The sequence below is a fragment of the Labrys sp. LIt4 genome, assembly GCF_017813775.1.
Taxonomy (GTDB): domain Bacteria; phylum Pseudomonadota; class Alphaproteobacteria; order Rhizobiales; family Labraceae; genus Labrys; species Labrys okinawensis_A.
The window spans coordinates 12,458-28,889 of sequence record NZ_JAGIPY010000010.1; the positions used below are offsets into that span (position 1 = coordinate 12,458).

The 16,432-nt window shown below is 64.8% G+C and carries 19 protein-coding genes; 13 read left to right on the forward strand and 6 right to left on the reverse strand.

Annotated elements, in window-relative coordinates:
- Window positions 1-161: 161 nt before the first annotated feature.
- The 4 genes from J8I29_RS18690 (at window position 162) to J8I29_RS18705 (ending at window position 4,131) form a co-directional block, all read left to right on the forward strand.
- Window positions 162-1,298 carry a sugar ABC transporter permease gene (locus J8I29_RS18690; protein ID WP_209432825.1) on the forward strand — a complete coding sequence of 379 codons (1,137 nt, stop codon included), beginning with the start codon at window positions 162-164 and terminating at the stop codon, window positions 1,296-1,298.
- Complete coding sequence (locus J8I29_RS18695) at window positions 1,295-2,347, forward strand: carbohydrate ABC transporter permease (protein WP_105865676.1); 1,053 nt, start codon at window positions 1,295-1,297, stop codon at window positions 2,345-2,347. Before J8I29_RS18690 ends, J8I29_RS18695 begins: the two co-directional genes overlap by 4 nt.
- 2 nt (window positions 2,348-2,349) lie before the next feature.
- Window positions 2,350-3,399 carry an ABC transporter ATP-binding protein gene (locus tag J8I29_RS18700; protein ID WP_105865677.1) on the forward strand — a complete coding sequence of 350 codons (1,050 nt, stop codon included), beginning with the start codon at window positions 2,350-2,352 and terminating at the stop codon, window positions 3,397-3,399.
- Window positions 3,400-3,720: 321 nt separating this feature from the next.
- Window positions 3,721-4,131: a carboxymuconolactone decarboxylase family protein gene (locus tag J8I29_RS18705; RefSeq protein ID WP_209432826.1), complete on the forward strand. Its 411-nt coding sequence runs from the start codon at window positions 3,721-3,723 to the stop codon at window positions 4,129-4,131.
- Between the two features lie 9 nt (window positions 4,132-4,140).
- Here J8I29_RS18705 and J8I29_RS18710 read toward each other — a convergent pair whose 3' ends face one another.
- Window positions 4,141-4,425 (reverse strand): BrnA antitoxin family protein, encoded by a 285-nt coding sequence (locus tag J8I29_RS18710; protein WP_209432827.1) that lies wholly within the window; start codon window positions 4,423-4,425, stop codon window positions 4,141-4,143.
- Window positions 4,426-4,632: 207 nt separating this feature from the next.
- On the opposite strand from J8I29_RS18710, the gene J8I29_RS18715 reads away from it, so the two are divergent.
- Together J8I29_RS18715 and J8I29_RS18720 are read left to right on the forward strand one after the other, a co-directional pair.
- Window positions 4,633-5,631: a Gfo/Idh/MocA family oxidoreductase gene (locus J8I29_RS18715; RefSeq protein WP_209432828.1), complete on the forward strand. Its 999-nt coding sequence runs from the start codon at window positions 4,633-4,635 to the stop codon at window positions 5,629-5,631.
- A 143-nt stretch (window positions 5,632-5,774) separates the two neighbouring features.
- Window positions 5,775-6,296 (forward strand): hypothetical protein, encoded by a 522-nt coding sequence (locus J8I29_RS18720; protein WP_209432829.1) that lies wholly within the window; start codon window positions 5,775-5,777, stop codon window positions 6,294-6,296.
- 49 nt (window positions 6,297-6,345) lie between these two features.
- On the opposite strand, the gene J8I29_RS18725 is transcribed toward J8I29_RS18720, so the two are convergent.
- Together J8I29_RS18725 and gabT are read right to left on the reverse strand one after the other, a co-directional pair.
- The gene (locus J8I29_RS18725) at window positions 6,346-6,630 is read right to left on the reverse strand and encodes a hypothetical protein (protein ID WP_245197139.1); all 285 of its coding nucleotides are present in this window, start codon (window positions 6,628-6,630) and stop codon (window positions 6,346-6,348) included.
- Window positions 6,631-6,640: 10 nt separating this feature from the next.
- Window positions 6,641-7,960 carry a 4-aminobutyrate--2-oxoglutarate transaminase gene (gene gabT, locus J8I29_RS18730; protein WP_209432830.1) on the reverse strand — a complete coding sequence of 440 codons (1,320 nt, stop codon included), beginning with the start codon at window positions 7,958-7,960 and terminating at the stop codon, window positions 6,641-6,643.
- 353 nt (window positions 7,961-8,313) lie between these two features.
- Here gabT and J8I29_RS18735 point away from each other — a divergent pair, with 353 nt between their 5' ends.
- Both J8I29_RS18735 and J8I29_RS18740 read left to right on the forward strand, forming a co-directional pair.
- Window positions 8,314-9,297 (forward strand): LysR substrate-binding domain-containing protein, encoded by a 984-nt coding sequence (locus J8I29_RS18735; RefSeq protein WP_209432831.1) that lies wholly within the window; start codon window positions 8,314-8,316, stop codon window positions 9,295-9,297.
- Between the two features lie 179 nt (window positions 9,298-9,476).
- Window positions 9,477-10,568 (forward strand): cell wall hydrolase, encoded by a 1,092-nt coding sequence (locus J8I29_RS18740; RefSeq protein ID WP_209432832.1) that lies wholly within the window; start codon window positions 9,477-9,479, stop codon window positions 10,566-10,568.
- A gap of 110 nt (window positions 10,569-10,678) precedes the next feature.
- Here J8I29_RS18740 and J8I29_RS18745 read toward each other — a convergent pair whose 3' ends face one another.
- Both J8I29_RS18745 and nthA read right to left on the reverse strand, forming a co-directional pair.
- Complete coding sequence (locus J8I29_RS18745) at window positions 10,679-11,494, reverse strand: PhnD/SsuA/transferrin family substrate-binding protein (RefSeq protein ID WP_209432833.1); 816 nt, start codon at window positions 11,492-11,494, stop codon at window positions 10,679-10,681.
- A gap of 148 nt (window positions 11,495-11,642) precedes the next feature.
- Complete coding sequence (gene nthA, locus J8I29_RS18750) at window positions 11,643-12,281, reverse strand: nitrile hydratase subunit alpha (protein ID WP_209432834.1); 639 nt, start codon at window positions 12,279-12,281, stop codon at window positions 11,643-11,645.
- Between the two features lie 137 nt (window positions 12,282-12,418).
- Here nthA and J8I29_RS18755 point away from each other — a divergent pair, with 137 nt between their 5' ends.
- The 3 genes from J8I29_RS18755 (at window position 12,419) to J8I29_RS18765 (ending at window position 13,439) form a co-directional block, all read left to right on the forward strand.
- Window positions 12,419-12,709 (forward strand): YggT family protein, encoded by a 291-nt coding sequence (locus J8I29_RS18755; RefSeq protein ID WP_068293246.1) that lies wholly within the window; start codon window positions 12,419-12,421, stop codon window positions 12,707-12,709.
- Window positions 12,706-13,035 (forward strand): DUF167 family protein, encoded by a 330-nt coding sequence (locus J8I29_RS18760; RefSeq protein ID WP_245197140.1) that lies wholly within the window; start codon window positions 12,706-12,708, stop codon window positions 13,033-13,035. Before J8I29_RS18755 ends, J8I29_RS18760 begins: the two co-directional genes overlap by 4 nt.
- Window positions 13,036-13,106: 71 nt before the next feature.
- A complete protein-coding gene (locus J8I29_RS18765; protein ID WP_348536080.1) occupies window positions 13,107-13,439 on the forward strand; it encodes a hypothetical protein in 333 nt (110 codons plus the stop codon).
- A gap of 34 nt (window positions 13,440-13,473) precedes the next feature.
- Here J8I29_RS18765 and tesB read toward each other — a convergent pair whose 3' ends face one another.
- Window positions 13,474-14,346, reverse strand: a complete 873-nt coding sequence (tesB, locus tag J8I29_RS18770) for an acyl-CoA thioesterase II (protein ID WP_209432835.1) — start codon at window positions 14,344-14,346, stop codon at window positions 13,474-13,476.
- A 67-nt stretch (window positions 14,347-14,413) separates the two neighbouring features.
- Here tesB and J8I29_RS18775 point away from each other — a divergent pair, with 67 nt between their 5' ends.
- Together J8I29_RS18775 and J8I29_RS18780 are read left to right on the forward strand one after the other, a co-directional pair.
- A complete protein-coding gene (locus J8I29_RS18775) occupies window positions 14,414-15,628 on the forward strand; it encodes a ubiquinone biosynthesis hydroxylase (protein WP_105864898.1) in 1,215 nt (404 codons plus the stop codon).
- 163 nt (window positions 15,629-15,791) lie between these two features.
- Window positions 15,792-16,394: an SDR family NAD(P)-dependent oxidoreductase gene (locus J8I29_RS18780; protein ID WP_209432836.1), complete on the forward strand. Its 603-nt coding sequence runs from the start codon at window positions 15,792-15,794 to the stop codon at window positions 16,392-16,394.
- The last annotated feature ends 38 nt before the right edge of the window (window positions 16,395-16,432 follow it).

Consider the following 16,432-nt stretch of genomic DNA (forward strand, 5'->3'; position numbering starts at 1 on the left):
GCGCTTCGTTCTGGCAAGACGAGCGAGGCTGCAGAACGCCTTCGCCGCGAAAAAGTCACCCCACCCCGACGCTGCGCGTCGACCCTTCCCCTCCAGGGGAGGGTAAAGAGCGGCGCCATCTTAAAACCGGTTGAATCTCAAAACGACGCGTTGAGAAAAATATGGCCGTCAACCTCTCCATTCCCGATGAAGCGGACCGGCGGGAGCGTCTCTCGCAATGGGTCGATCGCCATTCCGGCCGCATCATGGTGCTGCCGGCGGTGCTCATCCTGCTGGCCTTCGCCATCTTTCCGCTGGTCGCTTCGGCCTATCTGTCGCTGTCGCGCTTCAAGCTCGCCGGCGGCAGTTTCACGCTCACCTTCATCGGCTTCTACAATTATCTGCGCCTCTTCCTCGGTGCCCAGCAATATCATTTCCTCGGCACGCTCAAGGCCTTCGGCCCGCTGGAATGGCTGCTCTTCGCCGCTCTTCTGGCCTTGCTGGCGCTGTGGCTGGTGCGTTTCGCGCGCCAAGGCTTCACGCTTTTCGGCTTCCTCGGCCGGCTGATCACCGCCAGCCTGATCGCCGGCATCGTCTATGTCGTGCTCGCCACCACGGTGGCGGGCGGCATTCCCGGCACGCTCCTGAACACGCTGCTCTATGTCGTGGTGGGTGTGGCAGTGCAGTTCCTGATCGGGCTCGGCCTCGCGCTGCTCTGCGCCCAGCCGATCCGCGCCCGCGGCTGGTTCCGCGTGATCTTCTTCATTCCGGTGATGGTGACGCCGGTGGGCGTGGCCTACATCTTCCGCATGCTGGCCGACATGCAGAAGGGGCCATTCGCCCCGCTCAGCCAGCTTTTCGGCGTCAGCCAGTGGTCCTGGGCGACGGAGGCCTGGTCGGCGCGGCTGATGGTGCTGGTCGGCGATACCTGGCAATGGACGCCATTCATGTTCATCGTGCTCTTGGCCGCCATCGAGAACCAGCCGCGCGACCAGCTCGAGGCGGCCCATCTCGATGGCGCCGGCCCCTGGCAGATCTTCAAGGACATCACTTGGCCGGCGATCGCGCCGGTGGCGGCCACGGTGGTGCTGATCCGCCTGATCGAGGCCTTCAAGATCATCGACATGCCGAACGTGCTCACGGCCGGCGGCCCGGGCCTGGCGACGGAGTCGCTGACCCTGCATTCCTTCATCGCCTGGCGCACCCAGGATTTCGGCGGCTCGGCGGCGGTGGGCTACCTGCTCCTTTTCGTGTCGACGATCACCTGCGTCTCCTTCTTCAATTTCGTGGTGCGCCCCAGCCGGAGGTATCAGGGATGAGTGCCGACGCCGACGACCGTCCTTTGCTGCGCCGCCTGTTCGAACGCCGCAGTCTCGAGGAATTGGCGCCGATCCCGAAGGCGCTGACCTATGCCGCGCTGCTGGGCTGGACGCTGGTGGTGCTCTTCCCGCTCTACTGGGTGCTGGTCACCTCGCTCAAGGTGCAGATCCAGGTCGATGCCGGCCCCTATTACCTGCCCTTCGTCGACTTCCAGCCCACGCTGGACGCCTGGAACTTCATGCTGTTCCAGAACAACACGCTCTGGCCCTATGTGAACTCGATCATCGTGGCGCTGGCGAGCACGATCCTGGCCCTGATCATCGGTTCGCTCGCCGCCTATGCCCTGGTGCGCATCCGTTTCCAGGTGAAACTCGCGGCGATCATCGCCTTCATCGTTCTGGCTGCCGGCGCGATCGTCGCCGTGGCTGCGTTCGCCGTGCCCTGGCCGGCGGCGGTGGCGGCCGCCCTGGTGCTGTTCTTCATGATCCTCGGCACCATTGGCCGGCGCTTCAAGGCGGCACTCGGCAACAACGACATCGAATTCTGGATGATCTCCAACCGCATCATGCCCCCGATCGTGGCCGTGCTGCCGATCTATGTGATGTTCCAGAACCTGAAGCTGCTCGATACCCAGATCGCGCTGATCTCGACCTACACCGCCGTCAACCTGCCGATCGTGGTCTGGCTGACGCGCGACTTCTTCGCCGGCATCCCGCTGGATCTGGAGGAAAGCGCTGAGATCGACGGCGCCTCCAAGCTGCGTGTCTTCTTCACCATCGCCCTGCCGCTGGTGCGCTCGGGCCTGGCCGCCACCTTCATGCTGGTGCTGATCCTGGCCTGGAACGAGTATCTTCTGGCCCTGTTCCTCTCCAATGCCAATGCGCAGACCATGCCGGTGCTGGTCTCGGCCCAGAACACCACGCGCGGCCCGCAATGGTGGTACATGTCGGTGCTGATTGTCATCATGATCGTGCCCGTCATCGTGATTGCTGCATTCCTGCAGAAGCATATCGCGCGAGGCCTGATGGTCGGCGCCGTGAAGGGGTGAAGATGCAAGTCACGCTCAACAACGTCCACAAATCCTTCGGCGCGGTCGAGGTGGTCAAGGGGCTCGACCTCGAGGTCAGGGACGGCGAGTTCCTGGTGCTGCTGGGCGCCTCCGGCTCCGGCAAGACCACAGCCCTGCGCATGATCGCGGGGCTGGAAACCGTGACCTCCGGCTCGGTGCGGATCGGCGAGCGCGACGTCACTCATGTCCTGCCGAAATATCGCGACATCGCCATGGTGTTCCAGTCCTATGCGCTCTATCCGCACAAGACGGTGTTCGCCAACATCGCCTACCCGCTGACGGTGCGCAAACGCCCCAAGGCGGAGATCGAGGCGGCGGTGAAGGACGTGGCGCGCCAGGTGCAGCTCGATCATCTGCTCGACCGCCTGCCCCGCCAGCTCTCCGGGGGGCAGCGCCAGCGCGTGGCGCTCGCAAGGGCCATCATCCGCCGTCCCGCCGCCTTCCTGATGGACGAGCCCCTGTCCAATCTCGATGCCAAGCTGCGCGGCCATATGCGCGCCGAACTCAAGCACATGCAGCACGAGCTCGGTATCACCACCATCTATGTCACCCATGACCAGGTGGAGGCGATGACGCTGGCCCACCGCGTGGCGCTGCTCGACAAGGGCGTGCTGCAGCAATTGGATACGCCGGCCAACATCTACAACCGGCCCGCCAATCTGTTCGTCGCCGGCTTCATCGGCTCCCCCCCGATGAACTTCCTGGAGGGAGAGCTGAAGGAAGGGCGTTTTTCCTCCGAGGCCGGCGGGTTCAGCACCACGAACACCCGTTCGGCGCCACGGGCGGTTGCCGGCATCCGGCCGGAGGATTGCCGGGTAACCGAGCCCGATCTCGGCAAGTTCGCCGGCGAGGTCTTCGCCATCGAGCTGATCGGCGATCACTCGCTGGTCACCTGCCGTTGCGGTGGCGCCAGCGTGACGGTGAAGGTCGACAAGGAGTTCCAGCGCGAGATCGGGGAAAGAGTCGGCATCGGGTTTGACGACAGGGCCCTGCATCTCTTCGATGGCGAGAGCGGGGAGAGGCTGGGGTAACCCGCGAATGATCGCATGGCCGGAGCGCAGTTGAACTATCTGACATCGCGGTAGAAACGTTGCCTTTTTGTCATGCCCGGGCTTGACCCGGGCATCCAGGTGCCAAGCACGCATCATGCTGAAAAGAGCTGGATTGCCGGGTCAAGCCCGGCAATGACAAACGTCGTGCTAAAGCGTTTTGTGATTTCTCGGAATCACCGAGAATCGCAAAGACGCGTCGAAACAAACAGTTAGGGCAGACGAGCGTTCACGTGCGAACGCGCTTTGCTCGAGGGTTCGTATGGCTACGCTTAAGCGCGCAATCTGCATAAGGAGACCACAATGGCGACGGTAAGACTTCTCAGCGACGACGAGGTCGCCGCCAATCCGGCCGCGAAAGAGGTGTTCGACGATATCAGGGCCACGCGCAAATCCGATTTCGTCAATAATTTCTGGCGGGGCCTCGCCAATGATCCGGTGCTGCTGAAACGCACCTGGGAGGAGGTCAAGGCGGTGATGGTGGGCGAGGGCGCCCTCGATCCCCTCACGCGGGAACTGATCTATATCGCGGTTTCATCCGCCAATTCCTGCCAATATTGCGTGCATTCCCATACGGCAGCCGCACGGGCCAAGGGCATGGATGATGCGCAATATGGCGAGTTGCTCGCCATCATCGGCCTGGCCGGCAAGACCAATCACCTGGTCACGGCCATGCAGATCCCGGCCGACCCGGAATTCCTGGTGACGAGCTGAAGCGCGTTTTCAGCCGTCGTTTTCCGCATTCAGCTCGTCCGGCCGAAGTCCGGGCTGCTGACCGACGCCGGAGGCTTCCCGCAGGATCGCATTGATGCGGTCCTGCCAGCCGGGCCCATCGGCCTGGAAGTGCTCCAGCACGTCGCGGTCGATCCGCAGCGAAACCAGTTCCTTGGCATTTGGGAGCGCCGGCCGCGCAGCGGCAGCCGCCGGCGCCTTGGGCGCCGCGGGCTTGAAGACCGCCTCGGCGTTCTTCCAGGGATCGCCCGGGCGGCGTGTTCTGTTGTTGCTCATGGGCTGAAACTATTTCTGTTGCCGAAGGATCGGATCTGTCTATCTGCCGCCAATTCGAAGGTCGAGTCCATAGCTCGTCCTCGGTCGCGGCTTGCGACGCAAATCGTCTCGGAGCCGTCTGCGACGGCGGGTCTTTCCTCCGGCCTCCGGCCATGCCAAGAATGAGTCGAATCCATATGTCAGACTTATTTTCGGGAGCGAATCGCCATGGCCAAGACGCGTTGGGGCATCCTGTCGACGGCAAGGATCGGCACCGGCAAGGTCATCCCGGGCATCCAGCGCGCAAAGGGCGCGGAAGCGGTCGCCATCGCCTCGCGCGACCTCGCCCGCGCCGAGGCCGCCGCCAAGGAGCTCGGCATTCCCAAGGCCTATGGGTCCTATGAGGCTTTGTTGGCCGACCCGGATATCGACGCCATCTACAATCCGCTGCCCAACCATCTCCATGTGCCGCTCACCCTGCAGGCCGTTGCGGCGGGCAAGCATGTGCTGTGCGAGAAGCCGATCGGCCTGACGGCCCAGGATGCGGCTCAGCTCCTGGTGCTGCCGCGCGACCGGCTGGTGATGGAGGCCTTCATGGTACGCTTCCACCCGCAATGGCTGAGGGCAAGGGAGGCCGCGCGTTCGGGCGAGCTCGGCGAGGTCAGGGCGATCCAGGCTTTCTTTTCCTACTACAATGTCGATCCGGCCAATGTGCGCAACCAGCTCGACATCGGCGGCGGCGGCATCCTGGATATCGGCTGCTACCCGATCGTCGCGGGCCGCTTCATCTTCGAGGCCGAGCCGCGGCGGGTGGTCGCCCTCGTCGATCGCGATCCGGCGACCGGCGTCGATCGCCTCGCCTCGGCCATCCTCGATTTCGGCGAGGGGCGCCGCGCCGAATTCACCGTGTCGACGCAGCTCACCCCGCTGCAGCGGGTCGATATCGTCGGCACCATGAAGCGCTTCGAGATCACCATTCCCTTCAACGCACCCCAGGCCGAGGCCGTCACCGTCTATACTGACGATGGCTCCAAGCTTGGCGACGCCTCGGCGGTCGCGCAGACCATCGCCCCGGTCGACCAATATGCCGAGGAGGTCGATGCCTTCTCCGCCGCCATTCGCGGCGAGATCACTCTGCCCTATGGGCCGGCCGACGCCGTGCAGAACATGAAGATCATCGACGCGCTGTTCCGCTCGGAAAAGAGCGGCGCGTGGGAGACGGTATAGGGTTTCTTCTGGTGTGCCGGTCTTTAGACCGGCACTGGGACTGCTTCGGTTTGGGACGGGTGACGGCCTTCTTTTGATAATCCACGAATTTTGCATGGAATTGTGTCGCGAGAGCCGACATGTCTTCATGACAAGACGTTCAATTGCTTGTTATGGAGAAAAGAGAAAATTCAGGTCGCAAATATCGGTATTGGTGCAGCGTGTTTTTGCTGACATTGGGTATCTTAATTGGATTTTATTTGCCCGATGTATTTTGTTTAAAATATCAAGAAGTTAGTAGAACAATAATAGATCTTGGTATTACTATAACAGTTATCCAGCATGGTGAAGATCGATCTATCGCGGTCGTCGACAATGATGGAAACGCGTTGGATCAAAAGCTCATGTGGGATTGGGGTCCGGATTTGAGAGCGAATCTATACCGCGTTGATTCAAAGGCCATTGCCGTTATGGACTTTGGTGGCACGTTCAGGATTTCCGCCGATCCATTAGCGATGAAGTACGATACGCCCTCGAAGGATTGGAAATATCTTGGGACGTTCCTGCGATTGCAGCGAAAGTTGCAGTTTTCACCCGCTGGCGAAGCCGATGAGTGCATGGATATTCTGATGGATGAGCCGCCGCCAAGAAATGGCAGGGAGGGTATCTATCGCGAGAGCTGCTGAGCAGGCGTGGGCCTCTCGCAAGAGCCGGTCTGAAGACCGGCCCACCACGTTAGCGCCGCCTCTGCGAATACGGAATTTGCCTGAGATTGCAGATCTGCGTGCGCGTGCGGATCACACGGCCCTGATAGCGCGAGCCGGGCCGATACCAGCGGCAGCCATACCATGGCGGGCGCCGTGTCGTCGTCTCGATATGCACGGATCCGTAGTGGCGGTTGGAGAAATCATGGCCGCCGATATAAACGTTCTTGCCGAAGCGGACCTCGGCAAGAGCAGACCCGCCGGCGCCGAGGAGCGCCAGCAGGATGGTGATGGCGAGGAGCCGCAAACGGCCCATCGCGCCGAGCTCACTTCTGTCCGAGCAAGGCGGCTTCGAGGATGTCGAGGCCTTCCTTGAGCACCTTGGGCTGGATGGTGAGCGGGGCGAGCAGGCGCACCGTCTCGCCATAGACGCCGCAGGTGAGAATCATCAGGCCACGCTCGAGGCACTCGGCCGCCAGGGCCTTGGCCGCCGCCGGATCGGGCTCGTTGCCGCCATGGCTGGTGACCAGCTCGAAAGCCGTCATCCCGCCGAGGCCGCGGATATCGCCGATGGGGCGCCCCGTCTTCTTGCGCTTGATGGCCTTGAGGCGCTTGAGGATGGTTTCGCCCTGCTTCATCGACTTGTCCAGCAGGTCCTCGGCCTCGAAGGCCTCGAACACGCCGAGCGCGGCGGCGCAGGCCACGGGGTTGCCGGCATAGGTGCCGCCGAGGCCGCCGGGCTCCGGTGCATCCATGATATCGGCCTTGCCGACGATGCCGGCGAGCGGGAAGCCGCCGGCCAGGCTCTTGGCAGTGGTGATCAAATCGGGCTCGACGCCGGAATGCTCCATGGCGAACCACTTGCCGGTCCGGCCGAAGCCGGTCTGGATCTCGTCGGCGATCAGGAGGATGCCATGCTCGTCGCACAGCGCGCGCAGGCGCTTGAGGAATTCCGGCGAGGCGATGTAGAAGCCGCCTTCACCCTGCACCGGCTCGATCACGATGGCGGCGACGTTCTTGGGGTCGACATCCGTCTTGAACAGCCACTTCAGCGATTCGAAGGTGTCGTCGACCGAAATGCCCTTGTGCTCGATCGGATAGGGCACGCGCCAGACGCCGCCCGGGAAGGGGCCGAACTTGGTCTTGTAGGGCACGACCTTGCCGGTCATCGCCATGGCCAGGAGGGTGCGGCCATGGAAGGCGCCGTTGAACACCACGACGTCGGAACGGCCGGTATGGGCTCTTGCGATCTTGATGGCGTTCTCGACGGCCTCGGCGCCGGTGGTGACCAGCATCACCTTCTTGGGGCCGGAGATCGGCGCGATCTCGATGAGCTTCTCGGCCACCTGCACGGCCGGCTCATAGGGCGTGACCATCAGGCAGGTATGGGTATAGCGATCGAGCTGCTCCTGCACCCGCTTCATCACGGTGGGATGGCGGTGGCCGGTGTTGAGCACGGCGATGCCGCCGCCGAAATCGATGAAGCGACGGCCTTCCACGTCCCAGATCTCGGAGTTCTTGGCCTTGGCGGCGAAGACCGGCTGGCCTGCGCTCATGCCGCGCGTGAAGACGCTGGCGCGCCTTTCCAGAAGGTCCTCCGTCTGGGTGCGGTTGGCGCCATGCGCCTTGGTGGCCGGTGCATTCATGGATCGAACTCCGATTGCTTGATCAATGCGCTGTGGGCGCATGCTATGGCGCTGTACGACAGCCTCGTCAATCTCGGTGCGGGACCATCGACGGGCTGTTTTCCGATCGGTTCGGAGCCATTCGTGACGACGCTCTTGGATTGCGGCTGATCAGGCGCTTGGGGAGAATCCTGCCACGTCTTGCCGGCAGGCGGCAGGTGTTTTATGTCTGCCGCGGTGGTGCGGATTTGTAACCACTGAAGCCTTGAGGCACCAGTCCGCCGACGTATTGCGGCGGGCAGGGCCCCGACATCGTGTCGGGCCTGCGCCTGAGAATACGGGCCTGGGAATTGGGGCATGGGAAGGACATGGGGGTGGCGGGTCCAGGCAACAGTCCTTCGGACGATGGTGCATCCGGCAGCGAGGACATGGACGCCGCCGATGGCGCCGAACCGGCCTTGGGCGGCCGACTGCCGCCTTTGTCCATGCTCCGGGCCTTCGAGGCGGTCGGACGTTTTTCTTCCATGCGCAAGGCCGGCGAGGCGCTCGGCGTCAGCCACACCGTGGTGTCCCGGCATGTGCGCCACCTGGAAGCCTGGTTCGACCTCCATCTCGTCACCTCCGGAGCGCGCGGCGTCAGGCTGACCAAGGCCGGCGCCCGCCTCTTCGAAGTGACGACTGCGGCTTTCGGGCAGATTGCCGAAGTCACCATGGAACTGCGGCCGGCCCAGCACCTGCGCGGCCAGTTGCGGCTATGGTGCGCGCCGGGCCTGGCGGCCCGCTGGCTCACGCCGCGGCTCGATGCCTTGCAGGCGGCTCTGCGGGACACGATCATCGTGGTGCGGGCGACGTCCGACCAGCCCGATTTCGCGCGGCATGACGCGGACGCCGCCATCATCTTCGCCGAGAAAGCGCCGACGTCGCCCGTGATGTCGGCCCTGCTCCAGCGCGTGCGCATCTTTCCCGTCGCCAGCCCGGCCTGGCTGGCGACACAGGCGCCGATTGCCAGCCTTGCCGATCTCGCCGGCCAGAAACTCGTCCACGAAGACAATGCCAGCCAATGGCATCGCTTCTTCCGCCTCGCCGGCTATCGGGCCGCGACGCTGAAGGGACCGTGGCTGTGGTCGGCCTCGTCCACCCATGATGCGGCCCTGGCGGGCCAGGGCGTAGCGCTCTCGACCAGCCTGCAGGCCGACGCGGACATTGCGGCGGGGCGGCTGGTCGAGCTGCTCGACACCGATGTCTCGCTGGGCAGTTACTGGTTGATCGCCCCGGAGGCGCGCTGGCGCCATCGCACGATATCGACCCTGCTCAAATGGCTGTGCCAGGAGATCGGCGAGCGGCCATCCAGTGCTTGAGTTCGTTAACCAAAGGGCACTTCCGACGCCGCAAAGTGTTGCAAATCGGGCACGGCTGGCAAGATTCGGGTAACCATCCCGTTAAAAAGCCCCTCATATGGAGAAGTTTTGCAGGCTCGTTGCAATTCCGCCACAAAAATGATTACCGGTCGTTAACTTTCTCACGACACAACGAGCGCATGAAGACACGAACCCTCACATCTGCCCTGCGTTTCCTCGCGATTGCGGCGGCAACCTCGGCTCTTGGCGGCTGCGCCCTCTTTTCGTCCTCGCGTGTGGCCAGCACCACGAATGAGCGTGAGTGTCTGGCGCGTGCCATGTATTTCGAATCCAACCGGTCCAGCGATGACGGCATGCTCGCCGTCGGCACGGTGGTGATGAACCGCGTCGAGTCCGGCAAATATCCGCGCTCGATCTGCGGCACGGTTGGCCAGCGCGTGCAGTTCGCCCCGGGCGTGCTGACCAAGAAGATGAACGATTCCGGCCGCGAACGTGCCTTCCGCATCGCCGATCTGGTGCTCAGCGGCAAGCGCTATCCCGGCATGTCGAAGAATGTGCATTTCTTCCACACGGCCGGCTACACCTATCCCTACAACAACATGCATTACGTGGCCGTTGCCGGCGGCAACGCCTTCTACGAGAAGCGCCGGCGCGGTGGCGATGCGCCTTACGTTCCGCCGGTGATGGTGGCCCAGGCCGAGATGCCTCCGCTGCCGACGACGGTGGCCGCTGCCGAACCGATGCCCGCGCCGCAGCCGCGTAAATATTCGCGTCCCACGGCCAAATCCCTGCCGACTGCCGTTGCTTACCAGGATGCCGCCGGACCGCAGGCCGATCCCGTCATCGACATCCTGCCGCCGGCCCGTCCTCGCCTCGGCCCGGCCAAGCGCCATGCCGTGCCCGACGTGCAGGTCGCCCAGAATGATGTGGATGCGGGCATGACGCCGGAGGCGCTGCCTCCGATCCGCCCGCGCGGCTCCGTCGGCAAGGCGCATGTCGGCTCGGCCCAGACGGATGAAGCCCACATTGCCCTGCCGCCGGCCCGTGGCAATGGCCAGCCGCAGTTCAACTTCCAGCAGGGACCGTCCGGTGTCGAGGCATCGGCGCCTGCGGCCAAGCCGCGGCGGCCCATGGTGGCCCAGTCGCGCACCGTTCCCACGGTCCGTATCCAGCCCGAAGCCGTGCAGGCGGATATGGGCGGCATGCCCGAGCCGGCCCCCGCCCCCAAGGCCAAGCGGCGTTCGAGCCTGGAGCCCGAACCGCTGTACTGAGCGGCTCCCATCAAAGATAACGCCCTTCCGGATCCGGGAGGGTTCTCGAAGGGCGGATGAGGGGGTCTCTCCGCCCTTTTTCTTTGGGATGAGGGAGGCGGGTCCCGATATCAGGCGATGGTGGCGTAGCCCTGTTCCCGCGCCTCGCGGTCCCAGGCCAGCGTCCTGTCGAAATCGGCCTGCTCCACCGGTGCGAAGCCGGTGAGCCGCAAGGCCTGCCCGAGAGGAGGGAACCAGGATTGGTGATGGGCGGCAGCAAAGGCGGCCTTGAGCCGCACGATCGTCTCCGCCGGCAGGCCGGGCGCCGCCACGAAGGAGGGGATCGGCGCCAGGCCGGTCGAGCCGATCACGCGGATGCCCTCGGTCAGGTCCGGGCGATAGGCGCGGATGAGCTCGTGCCAATAGCCGTCGAGCGGCCCGACATCGATCTCGCCGGCCAGCACCTTGTCGAGAATCCCCCGTGCGGTGACGAGATTGCCGACGACCTCGCGGTAGAGCGCCGGACGGTCGGGTGAGCGATGGGGCAGCAAATGATGGCGCAGCGCATTGAAACCGGAGTGGGAGTGCTCGACGGTCCAGCCGATGCGGTGCCCGAACGTATCCTCGAGGCGCCGGAAGGGGCTGTCCGCTTTCACGATCAGGTCGGAACGATAGAGCGGCTTGCCGCCGGCCCATGCGGCGGCCGGGATGGGCGCGGCGATCGGGATCACTTCCGAGAGCTGGAAGGCGATGGGATAGCCGCACATGAAGACGCAGCCGAGATCGTCGCGCTCCCACAGCACTTCCAGGGGCTGCGGGGCAGGGTAGGGCTCATAGTCGAAGGCCACGCCGGCGCTCGCCATGACATGGCCGAGCAGGGCCTTCCAGTGCTCCTCGACCTCCGGCGTGACCGAATACATGCGGGCATTGGCAATGAAGCGGGTCATGGGTTTTAAGATCTTTCGAACGCAAATGAGACGGAACTTGTCATCCCCGGCGAGGCCGCAGGCCGAGGGTATCGTCACAGGCTTCGCTCTCTCTCGCTATGCTTGCAGGTAGCTCGGCCGGGGATGACAAGGTGCTTGTTGACGATAGTCACAGCCCGCCCGGCTGGATGGCAAGGCCGGTGCCGATCATGGAATCGCGGGTGACGAGCTGCGCCAGCGCCATTTCGCTCCAACCCTTGGTGCCGTCGGGCCTCTGGGGCAGCACGAGGTAGCGCAGCTCCGCCGTCGAGTCCCAGACCCGGATCTCGGTGTCATCGGGCAGGGTGAGGCCGAACTCGGCCAGCACCCCGCGCGGATCGATCACCGCGCGCGAGCGATAGGGGGCGGATTTGTACCAGACCGGCGGCAGGCCGAGCACCGACCAGGGATAGCAGGAGCACAGGGTGCAAACGATGAGATTATGAAGCCCCGGCTGGTTCTCGACCACCTTCATATGTTCGCCCTGGCGGCCCGAATAGCCGAGCGAGGCGATGGCCGCGGTGGCGTCTTCCAGCAGCCAGGCCTTGAATTCCTCGTCCCGCCAGGCATGGGCGACGACATGGGCGCCGTTGCGCGGGCCGACCTTGTTCTCATAGGTATCGATGAAGACGTCGAGGGCTGCCGGGTCGACATAGCCCTTTTCGACCAGGAGGATTTCGAGCTTCTTCACCCGCTCGGCCATCGGGGAGGGCGGCGCGCCATGATGATGTTCGTCGTCATGGTCGTGATCGTGATCATGCGTGCTCATGATAAATGTGTCGCAGAGATCGCGGTGAGAGGCAATGGCGCGGCGTCCGCCTCTTCTCATCCGCCGCACTTGCGGTGCAACCTCCCGGTCGCTAGATCAGGGACAGGTGTGAATGGCCCGGAAGGCTTGGAGACCCGATGCGCGCAATCCTCGACATCATCCTCATCCTGCTGCAGCTCTATATCTATATCGTGCTGGCTTCCGTGGTGTTTTCATACCTGGTGGCGTTCAACGTGGTGAGCCGCCGCAACCCGACCGTGGCGGCGATCGGCGACGCCCTCTATCGCCTGACCGAACCGGTGTTCGCGCCGATCCGGCGGCGCCTGCCCGATTTCGGGAGCATCGATTTCTCGCCCTTCGTGGCGATCCTGATCGCGATCTTCATCGAGCGGATCATCGCCTATTACATCTATCCCTACGTGCCTTGAGCGCTCGTGACCCTGCCATCCCCTGGCGAGTCACGCCGGACGGCCTGCTCGTTGCCATGCGCCTGACCCCGCGCGGCGGCAAGGACGTGCTCGGCAGCGTGGAAACCCTGTCGGACGGCCGGGCCGTGCTGACGGCGAAGGTGCGTGCCGTGCCTGCCGACGGAGAGGCCAACCAGGCCTTGGTCAAGCTGGTCGCCAAGGCGCTGGGCGTGGCCGCCAGCCGCGTGTTGATCACGCAAGGGGCGACGAGCCGGACCAAGATGGTGCAGGTGGAAGGCGACGGCGCCGTGCTGGAAAGATCCATTCTCGCCGCGATCGGCAGGTAGTCGCGGAACAAATGACCTCACCTTGCGTTAACCAGGGCAATTTTGCTGGAGCAAGGTGGGGAATTGACCATATGGCGATGATTTTGCGCTCACTTCTGGCCGCGGGCGGGCTGCTGCTAGCGCTCGACGCCCAGGCGGCTGAGGCCCCGGAGGTGACGGCCTGCAAGGCAAGCGGCCTGCTTGCCCTTCAGCAGAAGTCGCCCGATATCGCCGATCTCGTCATCGACCAGGAGAGCATCGCCGTCTCGGCGGCGGATACCAAGGTCGGCGATGTGCCGGTCAAGGCCGTCGTCCTGGGCGAGGCCTATATCAAGAGAGGGAAGGAGGCGGGCCGGCCGGACCGCTTCGTCTGCCTGATCGGCGAGAAGGGGAAGGTGCTCCTGACCTTCTTCACGGCGAAATAGCGCCGACCGTCCGAGCCCCCCGGGCCAAGCTGACTCAGCCGGGCGGCTTGTCCCAGCGCTTGCGGATCAGGCCTTCCTGGGCCACCGAGGCGATCAGGCGGCCTTCCTGCCAGATCTCGCCGCGGGCAAAGCCGCGGGCCCCGCCGGTGAACGGGCTCTCCTGCGCGTAGAGCAGCCATTCGTCCATCTTGAACGGGGCATGGAACCACATGGCGTGGTCGATCGACGCCGGCTGCACGTCGGGATCGAATACGCTTTTGCCATGGGCGACGAGAGTGGTGTCGAGCAGGGTCATGTCGGTGGTGTAGGCCAGCACCGCCTCGTGCAGGGCGCGGTCGTCGGGCAGCGAACGGGCGGCGCGGATCCAGATATATTGCCGCGGCTCCTGGGGCGTGCGCGCGGTGTAGCGCTTCATGTCGACCGGCCTGAGCTCAATCGGCCGCTCGCGCTCCCAATAGTCGCGGACCACCTTGGGCAGATGGCCGAGGAACTGGTCCTTGAGCTCGGCGATGCTCGGCAATTGATCGGGGGTGGGCACGTCAGGCATGGTCGCCTGATGGTGCCAGCCTTCTTCCGGGCGATGGTAGGAACAGGAAAGCGAGAAGATCGGTTGGCCATGCTGGATGGCGATGGCGCGGCGGGTGGTGAAGCTCTTGCCGTCGCGCAGCCGGTCGACCTGGTAGATGATCGGCACGCTGGGATCGCCGGGGCGCAGGAAATAGCCGTGCAGGGAATGCACATGCCGGTCGGGCTCGACGGTCCGGGTTGCCGCCACGAGGGCCTGGCTGATCACCAGGCCGCCGAAAACGCGCTGCCAGCCGCCCTGCGGGCTCGTGCCGCGGTAAAGATTGTGTTCGAGCTGTTCGAGATCGAGTATCGAGATCAGATTCGCAAAGGGATCGGACATGAGGCTTTCCTTGATGGAAGGCAGAGCAGCCGATCCTGCCGTCGAAAGTCAAGCACGAGGTGCGGAAATGGCCGGCAAAGCCGATCTTGTCATCGCCGGAGGCGGGTTCGCCGGCCTTGGTCTCGCTTTGGCTCTGAAGACCGAGCTCGGTGCGGGCTTTTCGGTCGTCATCGTCGATCCTGTGCTCGGCAAGGGCCCCTCGCGCGATCCGCGCTCGTCCTCCATCGCCACCGGCGCACGGCGTTTCCTGGAGAAGCTCGGCGTCTGGCAGGCAGTGGCCGACCAGGCCCAGCCGATCCTCGACATGGTGATCACCGATTCCAAGCTCGACGATCCGATCCGGCCGAGCTTCCTGTCCTTCGCCGGCGATGTCGAGCCGGGCGAGCCTTTCGGCCATATGGTGGAGAACCGGCTGCTGCTCGATGCGCTGGTGGCGCGGGCCGAGACCCTCGGCGTCGAGCTGCGCGGGCAGGGGGCTTCCGTCAGCCGCTACAAGCTGACCGAGGACGGCATCACCGCCGAACTGCCGTCGGGCGACGACATCGCCACGCAATTGCTGGCGGCGGCCGATGGCGGGCGCTCGCGGCTGCGCGAGCAGGCCGGCATCGCCATGCATGGCTGGGACTATGGCCAGTCCGGCATCGTCACCACCGTCGAACACGAACTCGACCATGAAGGGCGGGCGGAGGAACATTTCCTGCCCGCCGGCCCCTTCGCCATCCTGCCGCTGACCGGCCGGCGCTCCTCCCTGGTCTGGACGGAGAGAACCGGGGAGGCGAACCGCATCCTCAGCCTCGACGATGCCGGCTTCCACGCCGAACTGGAGCGCCGCTTCGGTCTCAAGCTCGGCGAGCTCAAGGTGATCGGGCCACGCGCGGCTTTCCCGCTGTCGATGCGCATCGCCCGCAATTTCATCGCCGACCGGCTGGCTCTGGTGGGCGACGCCGCCCATATCATCCATCCCATCGCCGGCCAGGGCCTCAATATGGGCATCCGCGACGCGGCGGCACTGGCCGAATGCGTGGTGGATGCGGCGGCCCTCGGGCTGGATATCGGCAGCCCGGACGTGCTGGAACGCTACCAGCGCTGGCGGCGTTTCGACACCGTCTCGATGGGCATCGCCACCGACGGCTTGAACCGCCTCTTCTCCAACGACCATGATGCCATCCGCCTGGTGCGCGATGTCGGCCTCGGCCTGGTCGAGCGCTTTCCGGCCGCCAAGCGGCTGTTCATCCGGGAGGCCACCGGCCTGACCGGCACGGTGCCGCGCCTGATGCGGTGATTTCTTCGGGTGCACGGGCATCTTGCCCGTTCTTGCCATCCGACAAGCGCAGCGCTTCCAAGAACGGGTAAGATGCCCGTCAACCCGAAAAGCCTGCGCCCTCTCAGTTGCCCCCTTTTCACCAATCTGACAGTGTCGCGGTTCGAGTTTGAATGGGGGCCGCATGGATCTGGAACTTGCCGGCAAGGTCATCGCCCTGACGGGTGCTTCGCGGGGCGTCGGGCGGGCGATTGCCGAGCGCCTGGCGGCGGAGGGCGCGGCGGTGGCGATCGCGGCGCGCTCGGCCCAGGAGCTGGCCGAGGCCCATGCGGTGATCGAGGGCCATGGCGGGCGCTGCCTGGCCTATGCCTGCGACCTTGCCGTACCGGGCGAGGCAGCCGCCTTCGTCGGCGCCGTGATCGAAATCTTCGGGCGCCTCGATGGCCTGGTTTGCAACACCACCATGGCGGCGGGGCAGGGGCAGGAACGGGAAGCCAGGCAGGCGGAGCTGGCGCTCAATCTCGGCCATGGTATCGAGGCCCTCCAGGCGGCGCTGCCGGTGCTGGCGCCGGGGGGCAGCGTGCTGTTCGTCGTCGGTGGCGGCGATGACGCCTGGCCGCAGGCGGCCTGCCGGGCCGGGCTGGCGGCCGCGGCCGCGCGCAGTGCCGCCGACCATGGCGTGCGCATCAACCTGCTCGGCCGCGGAAGCGAGGCGCTGGCCGAAAGCGCCGCCTTCCTGCTCTCGGCGCGGGCGGAGGGGATCAAGGGAGCGCTGCTGGGCGGCTGACGGTTCCAAGGAAGCGCCGGAGGCCGGACATTCTGTCC